Origin of the sequence: Microcystis sp. M083S1 (assembly GCF_020246405.1) — a bacterium.
Lineage (GTDB): Bacteria > Cyanobacteriota > Cyanobacteriia > Cyanobacteriales > Microcystaceae > Microcystis > Microcystis aeruginosa_C.
On record NZ_JADBTB010000159.1, the window covers coordinates 1 to 19,040 of the forward strand.

Annotated in this window: 12 protein-coding genes and 1 pseudogene; 9 read left to right on the forward strand and 4 right to left on the reverse strand. The window is 43.4% G+C overall.

Features of this window, described 5'->3' with window-relative positions:
- Window positions 1-426: 426 nt before the first annotated feature.
- The 3 genes from IM450_RS15070 (at window position 427) to msrA (ending at window position 5,036) form a co-directional block, all read left to right on the forward strand.
- A complete protein-coding gene (locus tag IM450_RS15070) occupies window positions 427-2,499 on the forward strand; it encodes a caspase family protein (protein ID WP_287670585.1) in 2,073 nt (690 codons plus the stop codon).
- A gap of 75 nt (window positions 2,500-2,574) precedes the next feature.
- Window positions 2,575-4,245, forward strand: a complete 1,671-nt coding sequence (locus IM450_RS15075; RefSeq protein ID WP_287670587.1) for a DUF6930 domain-containing protein — start codon at window positions 2,575-2,577, stop codon at window positions 4,243-4,245.
- 128 nt (window positions 4,246-4,373) lie between these two features.
- Complete coding sequence (gene msrA / locus IM450_RS15080) at window positions 4,374-5,036, forward strand: peptide-methionine (S)-S-oxide reductase MsrA (RefSeq protein WP_287670589.1); 663 nt, start codon at window positions 4,374-4,376, stop codon at window positions 5,034-5,036.
- A 120-nt stretch (window positions 5,037-5,156) separates the two neighbouring features.
- Here msrA and IM450_RS15085 read toward each other — a convergent pair whose 3' ends face one another.
- Window positions 5,157-7,547, reverse strand: a complete 2,391-nt coding sequence (locus IM450_RS15085; RefSeq protein ID WP_287670591.1) for an FHA domain-containing protein — start codon at window positions 7,545-7,547, stop codon at window positions 5,157-5,159.
- A 196-nt stretch (window positions 7,548-7,743) separates the two neighbouring features.
- Here IM450_RS15085 and sir point away from each other — a divergent pair, with 196 nt between their 5' ends.
- From sir to IM450_RS15100, 3 genes are all read left to right on the forward strand, one after another.
- The gene (gene sir, locus IM450_RS15090) at window positions 7,744-9,681 is read left to right on the forward strand and encodes a sulfite reductase, ferredoxin dependent (protein WP_287670593.1); all 1,938 of its coding nucleotides are present in this window, start codon (window positions 7,744-7,746) and stop codon (window positions 9,679-9,681) included.
- A gap of 99 nt (window positions 9,682-9,780) precedes the next feature.
- On the forward strand, window positions 9,781-11,346 hold the full coding sequence (locus IM450_RS15095; RefSeq protein ID WP_287670595.1) for a tetratricopeptide repeat protein: 1,566 nt from the start codon (window positions 9,781-9,783) through the stop codon (window positions 11,344-11,346).
- A 3-nt stretch (window positions 11,347-11,349) separates the two neighbouring features.
- Entirely contained in the window at window positions 11,350-12,603 is a 1,254-nt protein-coding gene (locus IM450_RS15100) for an AAA family ATPase (protein ID WP_287670597.1), read from the forward strand.
- Between the two features lie 304 nt (window positions 12,604-12,907).
- Here IM450_RS15100 and IM450_RS15105 read toward each other — a convergent pair whose 3' ends face one another.
- Window positions 12,908-13,837, reverse strand: coding sequence for an NAD(P)H-dependent glycerol-3-phosphate dehydrogenase (locus IM450_RS15105; protein ID WP_002804555.1), 930 nt, complete (start codon window positions 13,835-13,837; stop codon window positions 12,908-12,910).
- A gap of 276 nt (window positions 13,838-14,113) precedes the next feature.
- Here IM450_RS15105 and IM450_RS15110 point away from each other — a divergent pair, with 276 nt between their 5' ends.
- The gene (locus IM450_RS15110) at window positions 14,114-14,545 is read left to right on the forward strand and encodes an NUDIX domain-containing protein (protein WP_002804545.1); all 432 of its coding nucleotides are present in this window, start codon (window positions 14,114-14,116) and stop codon (window positions 14,543-14,545) included.
- Window positions 14,546-14,790: 245 nt separating this feature from the next.
- Here the strand turns inward: IM450_RS15110 and IM450_RS15115 are convergent, their stop codons facing one another.
- Window positions 14,791-16,008: an ABC transporter permease gene (locus IM450_RS15115; protein ID WP_287670600.1), complete on the reverse strand. Its 1,218-nt coding sequence runs from the start codon at window positions 16,006-16,008 to the stop codon at window positions 14,791-14,793.
- Between the two features lie 160 nt (window positions 16,009-16,168).
- Window positions 16,169-17,653 (reverse strand): efflux RND transporter periplasmic adaptor subunit, encoded by a 1,485-nt coding sequence (locus IM450_RS15120; protein ID WP_287670602.1) that lies wholly within the window; start codon window positions 17,651-17,653, stop codon window positions 16,169-16,171.
- A gap of 121 nt (window positions 17,654-17,774) precedes the next feature.
- On the opposite strand from IM450_RS15120, the gene IM450_RS15125 reads away from it, so the two are divergent.
- Window positions 17,775-18,656: a tetratricopeptide repeat protein gene (locus IM450_RS15125; RefSeq protein WP_002803728.1), complete on the forward strand. Its 882-nt coding sequence runs from the start codon at window positions 17,775-17,777 to the stop codon at window positions 18,654-18,656.
- A 309-nt stretch (window positions 18,657-18,965) separates the two neighbouring features.
- Window positions 18,966-19,040 (forward strand): annotated as a pseudogene (locus IM450_RS22560) (helix-turn-helix domain-containing protein); the annotation flags it as partial.

Here is a 19,040-nt window from a genome sequence, read left to right on the forward strand (position 1 = left end):
AAAGGAGAATTACCACCTCCGGAATTCTCCCGTCCAGAAGTGGCTGCCGAATTAATCCGCGCCATGCAAGGATCTTGACATCCTCGCCGCCCTAAAAGTGCGGCGATTCCTAAACCTCACGATTTAAGTTTCTGCTTCCACCACCGTCGCATACCACAGTTAAAAAACCATGTACTGTCTTACACAGAGTCCACAGACTTTCGCTCCATTTCAGAAGCCCGATTCCGTGTGTCCCACGGTACGGTTCTGACTAAACGCTTCTTGTACTTGTTGCGCGCGACTTTTTACCCGGACAAGCTTTTCTGAACGGAACTCCCTAAGCCGAGTTTTCAAGGTGCTGTCCGCCCACTTGGTTTTCGAGACGGTCTTTTTAATTCTAACGTAAAGCCGCCGTTCTACGGCGGGGTTTCCCACCCAAAATTTTCGATGAACATAACTAGGCGAGAATTGATCCAGCAGACAGGTTGGGGGTTGCTGACTTTGGCGATTAGTCAAGGAACCCTTAACCGTCATTTGGCCGCTCTCGCCGCCCCTAATCCCCGAAAATTGGCTCTTTTAGTCGGTATTGACCAGTATGGGGCGAATATTCCGCCGCTGCATGGCTGTCTTACCGATGTGGAGTTACAAAAAGACCTTCTCCGTTATCGTTTTGGCTTTCAGGATGCTGATATAGTGACTTTAACGGGACAACAAGCCAGTGGAGAAGCGATCAAATCGGCTTTTTTAGAACACCTGATCGCCCAAGCCAGGTTGGGGGATGTGGTCATTTTTCACTTTAGTGGTTATGGCAGTCTTGGGGACAGAAAAGAAGTTTTTATTACTGCTGATGGGGCAGAAAATGCTTTACTTAAGGAAAATATCCTGCTGATGGCTCGCTGTCTAGCTACGGATAAGTTTAGCTTGATTTTTGATAGTAGTCATCTCCCCCAACCTCAGCCCTATCTCGGTAATCTCCGCATTCGTTCCTATTCTAGAACCATTACTGATCCTAACCCCGCCGAATTAACTTTCGCTGCCGATATTAAAACCCGTTTTAACCTCAAAAATAAGCCTAGTAACGGCGTTATTCTCGCTGCCGCTAAACCAGAGCAAATCGCCCTGGAATTGAGCGGTAATAGCCCCAATGCCGGCTTATTCACCTATGATCTCACTCAGTATCTCTGGCAAGTTTCCCCCAGTCCGACAATTGCGATCGCTTTTCCCCATCTCCGTCATCTCGTCGCTAGTCACAGCAGTCAACAACAGCAACCGGCAATCCTGACCGGTAATCAAAATAATTCTGCGCCGCCATATCATATACAGCCAGAAAAGTCAAGGGGTGGAGCGGCAATTGTTACAAATCTTATTGATGAACGCACCCTAGAAGTCAATCTGGTCGGCCTGCCCTTAGAAATCCTAGAAAATTACGGGATTAACTCCTGTTTGAGCTTTATTGAGGCGACTGGGCAGGAAATCAGCCTAAAAATTCTCTCCCGTCAGGGTTTAAAAGCCAAAGCCCAGTTATTATCAGCAACCGCCTCCCTAGAAATAGGACAGATTCTAGAGGAAAAATTGCGGGTTTTTCCCAGTCAAATCGGCTTAATCGTCGGTTTGGATAGTAACTTAACCCGGATTGAACGGGTAGATGCCACCAGTACCTTTGCCAGTTTGCCCGATGTGGCCGCCGTGGTTAATATTGGCGAACAAACGGTAGATTGTCTCTTAAGTCGAGTTGGTGGCGAAGAAACTGGCAATTATCAGTTATTATCTCCCAATGGCTCCCTAATTATCGGTAGTTTAGGGGCGGCCAACGAAGCAATTAAATCGGGGATTAAACGACTGCAATCCCAACTAGAAACCCTGCTGGCCTGCAAATTGTGGCACTTGTTGATCAATCAAGAATCCTCCGGTTTAGCCGTTATTGTCACCCTGGAAAGCCTCGATCAAACCTATATCTCCACAGTGCCAACCCAAAAAATTGCGGGTAGCAGGGGGACTAATACCGCTAAAAATGACTTAATTCTGCCCGTCGGTACGGAAATTCGCTATCAAATCGAGAATCAAGAAGAACAACCCCTCTACGCAATGATCCTTATCCTCAACAGCGATCGCCAACCGCTTTTATACTGTTCCTGTTCAGAAAACCCCGATAATTTCACCAATTCCAGCCCATTAGCCCCCTTTGTCGTGGCGGCCAAAACCAAGGCCACCATCCCCAATGACCGCCAAGGGCATTGGAAAATTAGTCAACCCAAGGGCATCAGAGAGAATATACTGATCCTCAGTCGCCATCCTTTCCCGAAAACCTTGACCCTTCTCAATGCCACTCAAAGCCTCAAGGGAGAAGCCACCCCACTGCTCACCCTGACTAACCCCCTAGAAATAGCCAGAGCTTTCTGGAGCGATCTAAAATTAGATTTAGGCTTGAAAATGGATAGTTCTGGCAGTGTAATTGATGAATACGCCTTTGATCTAGGAACTTGGTCAGGTTTCCGGTTTATTTATCAAGTTATCGACTAAATCGATAGAATAATTCTATGGAATCCTTGAAAAGAAAAGGTTAAAATCCTAACACAGCTACCCCTAAATTTCCCGATGAATCTTCTGCCCCGGACAACCCAAAGCCGCCTCAAAAAAATTCCCCAAATTCCCAGTGTTTGGGAAGGAGATCGTCGTGCTTTATCCTTATCCGAGAGAATGCCCCGGGCCACCTTAGAACCAAATCAAGAAAGCGGCGGCGAGTGCGTGATCTGGGTGGATGGTAGCGAGGGCTGTGTACGCTCTATGGAAGTAGTTTCCCCCGAAACCGGGCCAGAGGCCATGGTCAGAACCTTAATCCGCGCCATCGAAACACCGCAAAGTCCCGCCCGGCCAGCCAGACCGAAAAAAATTATCGTCCGCGATCGAGAAACACAGTTTTTTCTGCGCGGAGTACTGCAAGATCTCGATATCACCATCGATTATGTCCCCAGTTTGCCCCTGATCGATGATCTCTTTCGCGGATTCGAGGAATTCCAAAATAACCGCCCCCCGGCAATTCCCCCCGCTTGGCAGTCCGCTTTAGTGAAAACCGCTCACGAAATTTGGAAAGCTGAACCCTGGTCCTGTTTAGCTGATTACGATATTTTGCAAATTAAGCTCGATCGCTCCGATTTCCCGAATCTTTACGCCTGTGTCATGGGAATGCTCGGTCGGGAATACGGAGTCATTCTCTATCGTTCCCTAGAATCCCTCAAACAATTCCGGCAGTCCGCTTTAGAAGAAAAATCGATGGAAAGATTAGAAAAGGCCTTTCTTTCCCAAGATTGCTGGTTTTTAAGCTACGAATTGGCCGATGATGATGAGGATGATGATGAGGATGACTACGATCTAGCCTCGGCTGCCCCCTCCCAAATCCATCCAGTTTTCGGCAGCGTGCATCCCTACGAAGGTATTCGCCCCTACTTGGATGAAGAAGAAGCAATCACGGTATATTTAGCTTTAATAGCTCTGTTGCGCTTTTTTAAAGGCAATCAATCCGCTTTATCCGAAGAACCGATCGGAGAATTACAGCGTCGTTTTCGCATTCCCATCGATCCCGAACAAGCAAAAGGGGAAACCGTGGCGGTGACGGTAGCCACGATGCCCGATCTATGTGCGGAATTTATGCAACTCTTAGAGGACGACGACGACGACGATGATGAGGATGATGAGGATGATGAGGATGATGAGGATGATGAGGAAGAATCCGTACTCAAGGAGAATCTAGTCCCTGATAATGCACATCTCAGTCTGGGAATGGTTCCCTGGCAATTATTAGATAAAATTCGCAGTCGTCCAAAAGTCCATTATCAACCCCAGTCCGTACCGACAAAAGGAGAGGGTTTCCCCGTGGTCATGATCCAGACCTCCCGACCGAAAGCCAAGGAACTGATCGAAAAAATCGAACAAGCTGGCGGTTTGGAGGCTATTGGTTTTAACCCCGGCGAAGATCCCTTAGAAGATACCCGTTATGATCTGGGGATTCTGAAAATGGCTAACGGTGATCTCTATCTGTTTGGAGAATTCGAGCAAGATGATCCCGACCACCGTAATGCTCGCCGCAATTGGCAAAAACGCATCAAAAATACCGAGGGTTATTGTGGTTTGATTATTGCCATGGGCGTAACCGGTTCCTCCTGCGGTAATCCCCAATTAAACGATATGTTAGCCCTCTACGAGGCAAAATCGATCGATAGTAAAGATTTAGACTTGGGAGTTTTGACTCTTATGCCTCACTTCGGTTAATTTGAACCGGCAGCGACGGAGCTTTTTTAAGTGAACAGTAATCAGAAAACTCAAATCTGATCACTGAAATCCCCAAAATTAAGCGACAATGTAAAGTAAGGTAAAATTTTCTGGACAAATTCTTAATTATGGTGTTATTCGGATTCGGAAAAAAAGTAACTTTGCCCACAGCAAGGGAAGCACTACCCGGGCGATCGGAAAAAATGCCCGTACCTAGCGGCCACTACGTTAACGGTCATCCTTTGCAGCCCCCCTTTCCCGCCGGTATGGAAACCGCAATGTTTGGTTTAGGCTGTTTTTGGGGAGCAGAGCGGAAATTTTGGCAATTAGAAGGTGTTTACACCACGGCCGTAGGTTATGCGGCTGGTATCACCCCCAATCCCACCTATCAGGAAGTGTGTAGCGGCATGACCGGACATAATGAAGTGGTCTTAGTGGTCTATGATCCCAGGGTGATTTCCTACGAACAACTGTTAAAGGTTTTCTGGGAAAGCCATAATCCCACCCAAGGAATGCGTCAGGGTAATGATACGGGAACTCAGTATCGATCGGGTATCTATACCTATAATCCCCAGCAAAAGCAATTAGCGGAAAAATCTCGATCAATCTACCAAGAAGCTCTCCATAAAGCGGGCCATGGTCAAATTACCACGGAAATTCTCGACGCACCTGAATTTTATTATGCTGAAGTTTATCATCAGCAGTATTTAGCTAAAAACCCCGGCGGTTACTGTGGTTTAGGGGGAACGAAAGTGGAATGTCCGATCGCTCTTGATCTGAAGTTAAATTAAGTAGGGTTAGGAGTCAGTTATCAGTTATCAGTTATCATTCATAATTCATAATTTATCATTCATAATTCATAATTCATAATTCATAATTTATCATTCATAATTCATAATTCATAATTTAGATCACAAAATATCTTTTCTTTTTTGCAACCAATAGGTAAGGAGGAAATAAATAAGAGAATGAAGAATTAATACTCCCCAATTCAATAACAAATTATTGATAGATAATTGATAAACTTGATTGGTATCCTCAAAGGGTAAAGGGATATTAAGATTTTTTGCTTGTGCAATCATATCTTCCACCTCTACTAATACTCCGTAGGCACCAATCGACCAGCGACTAATCATCAACCATGATAGATATTTTCCTAGACCTTCTAAGCTAAATAATACGCCAGCAAAGATAATCTGAGGGATTAAAATTAAAGGTAAAGCGCTATTTGCTTGGGTGATATTACTAACACCAGCAGAAATTAATAAACCGAGATTAATCGCCGCAAATATAGTTAAAAATGTGGTGATAAAACAGCCAATTAACCAGGTCATTAATTCCGGTTGCGGGTCAGTAAATCCCCAAAATATCACGCAGGTAATTACAATTGTTTGCAGAAAAGCTACGGCTGCTAAAACCAGAATTTTTGAGAATAAATAGGGTAATAATCCCAGATTAACTAATCTTTCTCGCTGATAAATTGGCGATTCTTTGACAATTTCCTGTAGGGAACAGGCAAAACCTACCCACAATTCCGCGCAGGTGAACACAAAGAGAGTTTTTAAGGCTAAAGTTGCCGATTCGATAGCATCTTCAGTCCCAGCATTATCTGCCAAAAATAAAGGATCTTTGCCCCGTAAAATCATAGCCATTAAGAAAATTCCAATCGGGGCGGTTAATAGGTATAAAATTAAACTAACCTGATCGCGGATAATTAATTGGCTATAGCGTTGACATAAAACCTGTAGTTGTAGCCAAAAAGATTGTTGAACCTGTTGCGGTTTACTATTATTTTGCTGAAATATTTTACCGATTCTTGCTTCAATATTATTTTTGTAGTAGTCAGATTGTTGGAAACGTTGGCATTCTTGCTCAACTTTTTCGCTAGTTTCCAGATGAATATAAATATCGGCAAAATCCCCCTGAGGTAAAGAGAAAAAATTTAAGGCCTCCCCCGGAGAACCAAAATAACATAAATTGCCCCCTTGACCAAGAAAAACTAATCGATCGCAGAGATTGATATTATTAGTAGCATGGGTAACTAGGAGAATTGTTCTGCCTTCTTTGGCCAATTTTGCCAGCAATTCCATCATCTTTTTATCTAAACCGGGGTCTAATCCCGAGGTGGGTTCATCTAGAAAGAATAATTTGGGATTGGCTAATAATTCTACCGCAATACTCACCCTTTTTAACTGACCACCGCTTAAGTCTCTGACTAAAGTATTTCTTCTTTCTAATAATTCCACCTGCTGCAGGGTTTTCTCGATCACTTCTTGGCAATTAAGATCCGGAGGTAGCCTTAATTTAGAAGCATAATATAACACTTCTCCCACGGTTAAATCCCTGTGGACGATATCGTATTGGGGAACATAACCGATTTGGGTGCGATAGATATTAAAATTCTGGCGCAGCTCTTCCCCATTCAGATAAACAGTTCCCGATGTGGTGGGTTCAATTCCCAATAAAGTCTTTAAGAAAGTCGATTTTCCCGCACCACTTCCCCCAACAATCGCCACTAATTGACTTGGTTCGATCGGTAAGGAGATATGATTGAGAATTATCAAAGGTTGTTTCTTTTTATCCCGCACCATCCTGACGATATTTTCGGCATCTAGACGGATATTATCCCCCGTATCTAATAAAACTAAGTCATCTCCCTGCAACCTAAAACTATAGGGGCCGATTCTCACTGTACAACCGTTGGTTAGAATGGCACTACCCGATACTTTTTCTCCGTCGATAAAGACTCCATTGGTGCTTTTGTCGTAGAGAATATAACGATTTTGGTTATCGATGTCGATAATCGCGTGTTGTCGGGAAATTGTCGGAGCGTCTAAAACCACAGTCGCAGCATTATCTCGTCCTAAAACTACACTGCGATTGCTTAGGGAAACCGATTTAAAAGCTAAAGGTGGGCTTTTTACTGGTTGGTTAGGATGATAATAGGTAATCTTGACCGAATTTTTGACATCTTGACCGATATTAATCTCATCCCCATTTCGTAAAAGATAGCCCTCTTTGGGAGTAATCACGCGATTATTGATAAAAAGTTTATTGGAACTAGGATTAGTCCCGTCTCCATCGTAGATATAGTAATCATCTCCCTGACGACGAAAACAAGCTTGTACTCGACTCACCACCGTCCAGTGTTGGGGAACAACTAAATCCACCTGTTGACCATCTCGCCCCAATTTATAATTAGGACGACTCAGATTAATAGAAGGGAGAATTTCTCCCTGATTGTTAAGAATAATGTAGGGTTCTTGACTAATAACCGTTTTAATGTTGGGAGAATTGGTCATAAAAAGTTGATCGGTGGGTGGCGTTCGCGGGGTACGGTAAGAAGCTAAGATAGAATTAAGGTCTCGATCGCTACTGTTAACCTCAGAGTCTGGAACGAACTCTAGAGATCATCTTAGTAAAACTTCTTAGGATCGATCGAGCTTGTCTAAATTCCTATTCCTAAGACCTATCCACAGGTTATCGTGCTGTTAGACGATGGTTACAACTCCTATTTCTCCTACCGCCAAGGTTTCTAAAGTCGAAGGTATCAAAGAACGCAGTAATTATCTACGAGAACCTTTGGCCAGTGAACTCCTCGAAGATACAACCCATTTTACCGATGCGGCGGTGCAGATCCTCAAGTTTCACGGTTCCTATCAACAGGATAATCGCGACAATAGAGCCAAAGGTCAAGAAAAAGACTATCAAATGATGTTGCGTACCCGCAGTCCGGGGGGGTTTATTCCCGCGCAACTATATCTTACCCTTGATAGTTTGTCCGATCGCTACGGTAACGGCACTTTACGCGTGACAACTCGCCAAGGCTTCCAATTACACGGCATTTTAAAGAAAAATCTCAAAGCTACCCTCGGGGAAATTATCCGCAGTATGGGATCCACTTTAGCGGCCTGTGGTGATGTTAACCGCAATATCACCGCACCGCCAGCCCCCTACAAAAATCGCCCCGAATACGGCTATGCTTGGGAATATGCCAATAATATCGCCGATTTACTCAGTCCCCAAACTGGAGCTTACTACGAAATTTGGCTCGATGGCGAAAAAGTTATCAGTGCAGAAGAAGCGCCAGAAGTCAAGGCATCGAGACAAAAAGATACAAATGGCATTAACAAAAACGATCCCATCGAACCGATCTACGGTCAACATTATATGCCCCGTAAGTTCAAGATCGGTGTCACCGTACCCGGAGACAACTCCATCGATATCTACACCAATGACCTCGGTTTGGTGGTGATTACCGACGCAAACGGTCAATTACAGGGTTTTAACATCCTTGCGGGGGGTGGACTGGGAAGAACCCACAATAAGGAAGAAACTTTCCCCAGAATGGCCGATCCGATCGGTTATGTGGACAAAGAAGATGTGTACGATCTGGTAAAAGCGATCGTAGCAACCCAAAGGGATTACGGCGATCGCGGAGATCGTCGTCATGCGAGAATGAAATATATCCTCGAAGAATGGGGAGTAGAAAAATTCCGCAGCACTGTTGAGAGTTATTTCGGCCAAAAAATTGCCCCCTACCAACCCCTCCCCGATTGGAAATATCAAGACTTTTTGGGATGGAATGAACAGGGAGACGGAAAATTATTTTTTGGTCTTTCTGTGGAGAATGGCCGGGTCAAAAATGAAGGCAGTTTTCAGCTAAAAACCGCCTTAAAAGTGATTATCGAGCGTTTTCAGTTACCCATGCGCTTGACGGCTAACCATAATATCATTCTCTACGAAATTGAACCCAAGGATCAGCAAGCGATCGAGGCGATCCTGAAAGAACACGGAATTATCACCAATCCCGCCGAAATTGACCCTTTAACCCGTTATGCCATGGCCTGTCCCGCTTGGCCCACCTGTGGATTAGCGATTACTGAGTCAGAAAGAATTTTACCCAGCGTGATTGAACGCATTCGCACTCTGCTTAATCGCTTAGGATTAAGCAAAGAGGAATTTGTCATCCGCATGACAGGATGTCCTAATGGCTGCGCGCGTCCCTATATGGCAGAATTAGGATTTGTGGGTAGCGCTCCCAATTCCTACCAACTCTGGTTAGGGGGAACAGCCGATCAAACTCGACTAGCGCGCCCCTATTTGGATAAAATGGCGATCGATGATCTAGAAAAGGTCTTAGAACCGATTTTCGTTTACTTCCAACAGGATCAACAAAATAACGAAACCTTCGGAGAATTCTGTCACCGAGTCAATTTCCCTGCTTTACAAGCATTTTCAGCCACCTACACACCTAAAATGACCGAAACTACTACTACTGAATCAAAACCCAAACGCGTGCGTAAAAATCAAAACCGTGTCAGCGTCCCCGATGAAATGTTTGTCCGTCTCAAGGAAGCTTCGGAAACGGAAAAACGGCCGATGAATCAAATCATCAATGAGGCGCTAGAGGCCTATTTCAGCCAAAAATCCTAAGTTATCAAGGTGGGACTTAACCCACCTTTTTTTATTAGTATTCATAGGGTCGGTCTGTCGAAAACATCATAGTCCATCACATCAATCACAATCAAAGCAATGAATGAACAACGCGCTGAAGCTTATGTGAATTTAGATGCTTTTCCTGAAAAATGGGCAAGGATACAAAATAATCTGGGGAATGCTTATAGTAAGCGCATCAGAGGGGAAAGGGCAGAAAATTTAGAGTTAGCTATTGTTGCTTATAACCAGTCTTTAGAAGTATATACTCGTGATGCTTTTCCTGAAGATTGGGCAAGGATACAAAATAATCTGGGGAATGCTTATAGTCAACGCATCAGAGGGGAAAGGGCAGAAAATTTAGAGTTAGCTATTGTTGCTTGTAACCTGTCTTTAGAAGTCTATACCCGTGATGCTTTTCCTTATGAATGGGCAAGGATACAAAATAATCTAGGGACTGCTTATAGTCAACGCATCAGAGGGGAAAGGGCAGAAAATTTAGAGTTAGCTATTGTTGCTTGTAACCTGTCTTTAGAAGTCTATACCCGTGATGCTTTTCCTTATGAATGGGCAAGGGTACAAAATAATCTGGGGAATGCTTATAGTAAGCGCATCAGAGGAGAAAGGGCTGATAATCTAGAGTTAGCTATTGTTGCTTGTAACCTGTCATTAGAAGTATATACCCGTGATGCTTTTCCTTATGAATGGGCAGTAACACAAAATAATCTGGGTAATGCTTATAGTAAGCGCATTCTTGGGGAAAAGGCAGATAATCTAGAGTTAGCGATTGTTGCTTATAACCTGTCTTTAGAAGTGTTGACCCGTGATGCTTTTCCTGAAGATTGGGCAGTAACACAAAATAATCTAGGGACTGCTTACATAAACAGAATCAAAGGAGACATAGTAGAGAATATAGAAACCGCAATTTTCTGTTATCAAGAAGCCTTAAAAATTCGTACTTTTGATGCCTTTCCTCTTGACTGGGCAACTACTCAAAATAATTTAGGCAATGCTTATAGTGAACGAATTAGAGGCAATAAAGCCGAGAATATCGAAAATGCAATTGTCTGTTATCAAGAAGCCTTAAAAATTTATACCCGTCAAGCCTTTCCAGGAGATTGGGCAGAGACACAATATAATTTAGCCAATACTCTCAGAGAACGATTTAAACTTCTTGGTAAAGTGACAGACATTCAACAAGCAATTAACTCTTATAAACAAGCTGGAGAAATTATTGAAAAAACCGAAGACAAAACCTTATATTTTAACTATTCCTATCAATTAGGAAAAGCTTTATTTGAGGGCGGATATTATACAGAAGCTATTGAACACTTAGAAAATTGTCAGCAACTTTATCAAAAACAAAAGGATATTAGTAGTTTGGCTCCAATTTTATTGGAACTTGCCCGTCTCTATCATCGCACTGGTAGGCTCGAACAGGCAAGACTTTATTTTAAAGATTCTTTACGTCTATTCCGTCGTTTAGGTGATCAAGATAATGTGGCTTCTGTGACAACTGCACTGGGCAATCTAGAAATACAAATTGGCAAGATTTCCCAAGCTTGTAGTCATTTAAAAGAGGCACAAACATATTATCAAGAAAAAAATAATTCAGAACGACTAGAGGAAATTAATTATCTACTAAAAATTCTACAATCTGCGTAAAAAATGTCAAGACTCAGCCGTTATCAATCAACTCTCAAAAGATGGGGACTTATAGAAAATCCTTTTCGACCAACTCCCCCCGATGATCGCAAAAAATTAGCAAAGATTTTTTATGGACGCGATCAAGTTTTAGATGTCGTTATTCCGACCCTCTATGAAGGACGTAATATCTTAGTTAGGGGAGCTTGGGGTATTGGTAAAACTGCTTTGATTTTTAATTTAATTAACCAGTTACAACAGGAAGTTAACCAATTAAATGAAAAAATGTTATTGCTTTATATTAGCAGTATCCCTGGGGAAAATTCCACGGAATTTTATCGTGCTTTATTATTAGCTGTAGCCGATAGTTTAGCGGATAGTGATCAAGAATCAAGAGACATTGCTAATACGCTTTTAGGGTATTCTATTCAACGCAATAAAACCACTACTGAAGGACAAGTTAAATTAGGCTTTTTATCCTTTGGCAAAAAGGAAGAATCCCCTGCTAATCAACTGACTCCCACTGCCAATGCTGATCCCTATCCTTTACTCATTCGTTTATTAAATAGAGCCGAAGAAATTTATTCTCGTATTGTTATTGCTATTGATGATTTTGACAAAAAAGACCCCATTGTTGTCCAGACAATTTTAGAAAGTAGTTTAGATTTATTTCGGATGGGAAAACATCGGGGATTTATTATGACAGGAAGAGGCTTTACCGAGTTTCAAGAAGCAACCTTAAAAGCCCTTGGTATCTTTTCTGAAGATATTCCCCTTGAACCCATGAGTCAAGATGATTTACGTCACATTGCTATTAATTATCTTAATAGTGCCAGAAACGAACAGCGAAATGATCCCTATCCTTTCACAGAGGAAGTCATCAATTTAATTACGGGTTACGCTCAAGGAATTCCTCGAGAACTGAATACTATCTGTGAAAAAGTATTACGGCAAGCTGCTTCAGAAGGATATGAAATTATTGATGAAACTGCTTTTTATTCAATTTGGCAAATCCTTCAAAAAGACTTTACTGATTATTTAAGTCCTCAGTTTCGTCATTTATTATACGTTGCTCATCAAGCCGGTGGCATTAGTGAGAATATTTCTGATCAAACTTTGGCTAAACTTGATGCTATAACCTTTGTTGCTCTCTTGCCCCAACTTAAATCGATGGAAGAACAAGGATTATTAATTCGTCAAGAAGATCAAAGCGGTTTTCGTTTTGTTCCTTCCCAATTATTTCAACCTAAGTTACTCCCTGAGTCTCAGTCTGAGTAAATAATAATTGAAGCCATTAGGGGAGTTATAAAAATCGATCGAGCAAAAAAGCAACCGGGTAATGATTGGGTAGTGGTGGTGAGCCATAGTGCTTATCTTGTATGAAGTGTGTAAAATATTTGTTAATAACAATAATTTGCTTAACTCACTATCTTTATCTAAAAAAATGGAGAATCCCGTTGGGGCTATTTGATACTTTATTGATGACTAAGATAACCAACAAAGCAAAGCGTTAAACCTTCGTCCCCACTCCCCAACCACTCACGGATTACTTTTTACTGTTTACTAAAAAATCTCTTGTCTCTTAATCAAATTCTGCTTTTAGATCGCGACGCATTAATTCATAAACGGCAACTTGCGGAGAAATTTCCCCGCGCAAAAGACGATCAACTTGACAGGTAATCGGTACATATAAATTTTTTTCTTGGGCAATTCTCATCAAAACTTCTGTGGTATTTATTCCTTCGGCAGTTCCCTCTAATTTCGCTAAAACTTCCGGCAAAGATAAACCTAAAGCTAATTGATAACCCACTTGATAATTGCGGGATAAAGGACTATTACAGGTAGCTAATAAATCCCCTAAACCCGATAAACCGAAGAAAGTTTCTTGACAACCTCCTAGACAAGTTCCCACCCGAATTATTTCCGGTAAAGCGCGAGTTAATAGGGCAGATTTGGCATTAGTACCTAACTGTAAACCATCACAAACCCCAGAAGCGATCGCCATGACATTTTTAAGAGTGCCACCTAACTCAGTCCCCAAGGGATCGCTATTCAGATAAACCCGAAAAGATTCCCCAGATAATAATTTTTGTAACAATATTGCTGCTTTTTGCTGATAACTTGCTACCACCGTCGCAGCGGGTAAACCTTGATTAATTTCTTTAGCTAAATTGGGACCGGAAAGAACCACAAGGGGATTAGCAGGAAAAGCTTGATTCCAGAGATGAAAAGGGGTACGAGTGGTGATTGGCTCTAATCCTTTAGTGGCGGTGACGATAATTGTGGAAGAATTTAATTGTAATTGCTGTAATTGTTCGATCGTGGGAACAACTCCTTTAATCGAAACTGCTGAAATAATTACATCAGTATCTGCTATAATAGCCCCTAAATCTTCCCCAGTATGACGCGACCAAACCCTAACAGCTAAGTGATTACGTCTAGCCAAATTAGCGAGTGTTTGTCCCCAAATTCCCCCACCTATAACCGTAATTTTCTTGGCATTTTCTAACAACTTTTATTCCCCTCCTTGTTAGTGATCCCTGATCAGTGACTGGTTAGAAAGCATTCGATTGTAAGGTTATGAGTCTTAAATGAAATTATTGACCGATTACTGATAAGTAGGTAGGTGTTAAAAGTTGTCTGATCCCCCCTTATCAAGGGGGGCAGGGGGGATCCCCCCGCCTATCGGCACCCCCCTTATCAAGGGGGGCAGGGGGGATCAGAGGCAAAATCTATCTTCAATTTAATTATAACTACTTACTTAACTGTTCACTGATAACTGAAAAAAATGACAAACTATCGCAATCCTGCCCCTACTGTTGATATTATCATCGAACTGATCGACTCGCCCCACCGTCCGATCGTACTAATTGAGAGAAAAAATCCGCCCTTTGGCTGGGCAATTCCGGGGGGATTCGTGGACTACGGCGAATCGGTGGAAACGGCGGCAATTCGGGAAGCTTACGAGGAAATCAGCTTGCAGGTGCAGTTAATCGAGCAATTTCACGTCTATTCCGATCCTAACCGCGATCCGCGTCAACACACCATTAGTATCGTTTTTATCGCCACGGCAAAAGGAAAACCGATCGCTGCCGATGATGCCAAAAAAGTCGGGATTTTTCATCTCTGGGAATTCCCCCAACCTTTATGCTTTGATCACGATCGCATTCTCAATGATTATCGTCGTTATCGGGACTATAAAATCCGTCCCACACATTAAACCCCAACTTAAGTAGCTGGTTATAATTAAATTAAAAATGGATTTTAGGTTCGATCCCCCCCGCCCCCCTTGATAAGGGGGGTGCCGATAGGCGGGGGGATCCCCCTTGATAAGGGGGGTGCCGATAGGCGGGGGGATCCCCCCTGCCCCCCTTGATAAGGGGGGTGTCTGACAACTTTTAACGCCTACCTACTTAGCTATAAAGGCAATCCTTGCCAAAAACGTCCCCGAAAAAACTTAAAAAATTAGACACTTCTGAGGGCGACAATCGGTTCCAATTTAGAGGCACGATAGGCGGGAAAAACGCCGAAAAAGAGACCGATACCCGTGGAAACGCTCAAAGACAGGGCGACGGCGCTGGTGGAAACAGTGGCAGCCAGGGGAGAGAAACTGGAGACGAGAACGATCGCTCCTGCACCGAAGAGAATACCAAGCGCACCGCCGGCGATGGAAACGAGAGTTGATTCAATCAGGAATTGTAAGAGAATATCCTGTTCTCTGGCTCCGATCGCTTTTCTTAGTCCGATTTCCCCGGTTCTTTCCGAAACCGAAACGAGCATAATATTCATCACCCCGATACCCCCGACAATTAGGGAAATACCGGCGATTAGAGCCAAAAGTAGGGTTAGACCCTGGGTAATCGTGCCGAAGATTTCGATCATCTGTTTAGCAGTTTCGACGCGAAAATCATCCTCAGCGACGATTTTATGGCGTAAACGCAGGAGATTCTGGATTTGGAACTTAGCTGCGCGGATTTCCTCCCCTGATCGAGCGGTGAGACTAATCCAACTCAACTCAACACCGTAGGGTCCGGTTTTGCCCACCAGTTGCGAGTTCATGGTGCTAAGGGGAATAATCAGCATTTCATCCTGATTATTGCCAAAAAAGGAGCCTTTCGCCTCTAAAATCCCGATCACCTCAAAACTGAGATTTTTGATCCGCAGCTGTTGACCGAGGGGATTTTGGGTGGGGAAAAGTTGCGCCGCCACTTCAGTGCCGATTACCGTTACCCGTTTGTTGCGGGCTAGATCGATATTATTGATAAAACGACCTTTTTCTAGGGTAAAATTGCGGACAGAAGCGTATTCTGGGGTGCTTCCCGTGACTAGAGCCGTCATGTTGCGATTACGATAGGAAATCAGGAAACGAGCGTTTATTTCCGGGGCGACTTCAGCGACGGTGGGAACTTGTTCGGCGATCGCCTGAGCATCGGCTAAAACCAAGGTTTTCGGTAAATTAACGGTGGTATTGCGTGCTTGTCGCGACCCCGGCACCACAAAAAGAGTATTGGGACCCAAGTTAGCAAACTGCTCATTGGCTAAGGTTTGCGCCCCTTGGCCAATACCAATCATGGCCACCACCGAAGCGTTACCGATGATAATTCCTAACATGGTCAGGCCGCTACGCACTTTATTGGCCGCTAGGGTGGAGACGGCCATTTTTAAACTTTCGATGATAAACATATAGGAGAATTATGAATTATAAATTATGAATTATGAATTGGGAAGTGGGGTGTGGGGTGTGGGGTGTGGGAAGAATAAACAAAAATAGTCTCCTGTCCCCTCTCTCCTGAATCCTGCCCGATCATAAAAAAGACAATTTGGAGATATTTGTTAAGAAAAATTATTGAGATTTTTGATTAGTTTTCGAGGTATCTTCGGCCCCTTCGGGGAGATCGATAAAGACCTTTTCTCCGGCTTCCAAACCTGATAAAATTTGGGTTTTATCGTCTAGGACCAAACCGATCGAAACGGGTTTAAAACTGGGTTTATTTTCGGCATCGGGAACTAAAACCCCTGACTTGCCTTCCCGGGTGACAATGGCGACAGTCGGCACAACGAGGGCATTATCTAACTGCTGGCCGACAAAAGTTACATCCACATTCATTTTCGATCTGAGTTTGTCCCGTCCCGTCACCAAACCGATTCTGACCTCAAAAGAGGTGACATTATCCTCGATAATTGCTTCAGGAGCCACGAGAATAACTCGACCTTCAAAGACTTCTTCAGGAAAAGCATCGGCGACAATTCGCACTGGTTGGCCGCGCTGCAATAAACCCACATCTACTTCCGGCACTTTAGCAATCACTTCCAATCCCGATGCTAGGGCGATAATCGAGGTGGAAGTGGCGGAAGCGGTACTGGAGGCCGAAGTGGTGGGAGTGACAAAAGAACCCTCGGTGGCGTATTTTTGGGTGATGATGCCATCAAAGGGAGCAGTAATGACTGTATCGCGGTATTGAATCTTAATTTGCTCTAAATCGGCCCTGGCGGCCGCTACAGATGATTCTAGTCGAGCCAGCTCGGTTTCTTGGGTTTTTTGGCGTTGTTCGAGGGCAAATTTCGCTTCTGCGATCGCTGCTGCCGCTCCTATCATTTCCTGCTCAATTCCGGCCACTTCTGGGGAAGCGGTTTTATCTGCTTGTTCCAAACGGCGGATCGATTCGTCTAAATTGGCTTTAGCGTTGAGATATTCATTGAGGACGGCATCAAATTGGTCTTGAGCGATCGCCCCTTCCCGGACTAAATTTTCATTGCGTTTAACCCGATTTTCTGCTAGTCGAAAACGGGATTGGGCTGCTTGTACCTGAGCTTGCAGCTGGTCTAAATCTTTAGGAATTCTTTCTTTGGCCTGAGCTAAACGGGCTTCTAATTGCTTATAACTGGCCTGGGCCTGATAAAATCGGGCTTGTAATTGCCGGATATCTTCGGGAATGCTGCGTTTAGCCTGTTCCAGATTGGCTAGAGCTTCCCGCAGATGCGCTTCTGACTGCATTCCCTTGGCATACACCTCTAAATTATCCATGACCGCGAGGGTTTGTCCCTTTTTAACAATCATGCCCTGATCCACCAATAATCGCACTAATCGGCCAGGGTTTTTTGGGCTAATGTTGACACTTTGGATTGGTTCCACCCTACCACTAGCTTTAATTTCCACAGCGAGGGTTTCCCGTTGAGCAGCAACGGTCATTTTCGCCAATTCTAGGGCAGGAGGAGGAGTTTGCAGCAAGCGATAAGAAACCACTCCCACCGCCAGAAAACCACTAGCCATGAGTCCGAATATCCAAAATAGGGGGCGATTTGATTTTCCCAACACGCTTATTGCCATCGATCAGCCAAAAGTAATTGGTTATATACTAACGTCTCTAGAGTTGCCTTTGTTGTTTCTTTAGCCAACAACTCCCAAGCGAGATAGACTGATTAAAAAAGGCCTATCGCGGGGGTAAACTGTGCCAAAACTTAGATTAATCATTTCTTTGCTCATTTTTTTCGTCGCTGGCAGCCCGCTGGCTTTTTCCCAAGCACTACTCCCCTACGCCATCGAACCGGAGTTAGAACAGATGGAACAAGCAGGAATTGAAATCGCTGAGGATGCCATCCAATTAGCTCGTTTCCGCCGTACCGATGCGGCCCTCGGACGGGCTAAGTTAGCGGTGCAGTTAGCCCCCCATCTCTATCAAACTTGGTTTATTCTCGGTAGTTTATATCTGCAAGACGATCAGGTGCAACTCGGTATCGAGGCATTAAATCAATCTTTGTCCCTTGCTCCCGCCGATGCCCACGCTAATATTAAATTTTCCCTCGGTAGCGCCTATTTTCAGAATCAAGATTACAAGTCTGCTATTGCCCAAATTGAAGCGGGTTTGCAAATGAAACCCGATATCTCCCCCGCTCTTTTTGATCTCGGTAATTCCTATCTCAAGTTAGAACAATATCCTGCGGCGATTGCAGCTTACGAAAAGGCTGTTAGTCAAGATAAAGATTTTTGGCCCGCTATCAATAATATTGGTTTAGTTAAATACGAACAGGGTGATAAGGAAGCGGCTCTTAAAGATTGGCGGGCTGCTTTGAAAATCGATCCTAAACAGCCGGAACCTCAGTTAGCTATTGCGGTGGCTATTTATAGTCAAGGGAAAACTGAGGAGGGCATCAAATTAGCTCAGGCCGCTCTCACTAGCGATAGTCGTTATGTCAGTCTGGAATTTTTAGGGGAAAATCTCTGGGGTAAACGTCTTCTGCAAGATACGGAGAAAATGTTTAATCATCCCCAAATGAAAGATTTTATCGCTCGTTTACCACAACCAACCCCAGAAGTGCAGGAAGAAAATTAAGCTGATAAGTAAGTGGTTCTAATTAAATTGAAGATAGATTTTGTCTTCGATCCCCCCTGCCCCCCTTAATAAGGGGGGTGTCTGACAATTTTTAACAACTACCTACTTAATATCTAAGTCTCTACCTTAAAGTAGTATTTAAGAAGAACTGGAATTTCAGTGAACAGTTATCAGTAAACAGTTATCAGGTAGAACCTGAATCAAGGGTTCCCAGGTAAAACCGGGGAACGAGATAAATAGACATCTCCATAATTTAATTAAATCACAATAATAGGATATAATAAAACAAATAGTAAATCAAAAAAAGCCATGAAAAACTACACTTGGGAATACATTCAAAAATATCCGAAACAAACTAAAAGACTATTAGGAATTGACTACCAA

Excerpts from the sequence above, each read along its gene's own strand:
- IM450_RS15070 (WP_287670585.1), top strand. The coding sequence starts at position 427 with ATGAACATAACTAGGCGAGAATTGATCCAGCAGACAGGTTGGGGGTTG.
- IM450_RS15075 (WP_287670587.1), top strand. The coding sequence starts at position 2,575 with ATGAATCTTCTGCCCCGGACAACCCAAAGCCGCCTCAAAAAAATTCCC.
- msrA (WP_287670589.1), top strand. The coding sequence starts at position 4,374 with ATGGTGTTATTCGGATTCGGAAAAAAAGTAACTTTGCCCACAGCAAGG.
- IM450_RS15085 (WP_287670591.1), bottom strand. The coding sequence starts at position 7,547 with ATGACCAATTCTCCCAACATTAAAACGGTTATTAGTCAAGAACCCTAC.
- sir (WP_287670593.1), top strand. The coding sequence starts at position 7,744 with ATGGTTACAACTCCTATTTCTCCTACCGCCAAGGTTTCTAAAGTCGAA.
- IM450_RS15095 (WP_287670595.1), top strand. The coding sequence starts at position 9,781 with ATGAATGAACAACGCGCTGAAGCTTATGTGAATTTAGATGCTTTTCCT.
- IM450_RS15100 (WP_287670597.1), top strand. The coding sequence starts at position 11,350 with ATGTCAAGACTCAGCCGTTATCAATCAACTCTCAAAAGATGGGGACTT.
- IM450_RS15110 (WP_002804545.1), top strand. The coding sequence starts at position 14,114 with ATGACAAACTATCGCAATCCTGCCCCTACTGTTGATATTATCATCGAA.
- IM450_RS15115 (WP_287670600.1), bottom strand. The coding sequence starts at position 16,008 with ATGTTTATCATCGAAAGTTTAAAAATGGCCGTCTCCACCCTAGCGGCC.
- IM450_RS15120 (WP_287670602.1), bottom strand. The coding sequence starts at position 17,653 with ATGGCAATAAGCGTGTTGGGAAAATCAAATCGCCCCCTATTTTGGATA.